Origin of the sequence: Ensifer sp. ENS02 (assembly GCF_014851885.1) — a bacterium.
In the GTDB taxonomy this organism is placed as follows: Bacteria; Pseudomonadota; Alphaproteobacteria; order Rhizobiales; family Rhizobiaceae; genus Ensifer; species Ensifer adhaerens.
Genome location: NZ_JACVAO010000078.1, coordinates 1 through 453, shown reverse-complemented (window position 1 = coordinate 453; position 453 = coordinate 1). Strand labels below are relative to the sequence as shown.

Annotated in this window: 1 pseudogene; it reads left to right on the top strand. The window is 65.8% G+C overall.

The features are described from left to right. Positions 1-74 precede the first annotated feature (74 nt). A pseudogene (gene cysW / locus IB262_RS35515) lies at positions 75-453 on the top strand (sulfate/thiosulfate ABC transporter permease CysW); the annotation flags it as partial.

The following is a 453-nucleotide window of genomic DNA, read 5'->3' as shown; positions in this document are numbered from 1 at the left end:
CATGCTGGCGATCTCGTTTGCCATGCTGCTCCTCATCAACTCGATCCAGGCCTGGAGCCGGCGGAGATATGTCTATGTCGCATGACCTGACCGCCGCCTCAGCACCCAGTCCCGGTCTCAGTCCGGCTTCCGGCCCTCGCGCCGCCCTGCCGGAACTGGCCGCCGCCACCTCCGAAAGCCGCTTTGCCCGACTGACGCTGACGATCACGGCGCTCGCCTTCGTCGCACTGTTTTTGCTTTTGCCGCTCGCCGCCGTCTTCACCGAGGCGCTGCGCAAGGGCGTGACGGAATTCGTGCTGGCGCTTGGCGATGCCGAGACTTTTTCCGCCATCCGCCTGACGCTGATCGTCGCCGCCATCGCCGTGCCGCTCAACCTCGTCTTCGGCGTGGCCGCCGCCTGGGCGATCGCCAAGTTCGAGTTCAAGGGCAAGGCCTTCCTGACGACGCTGATCG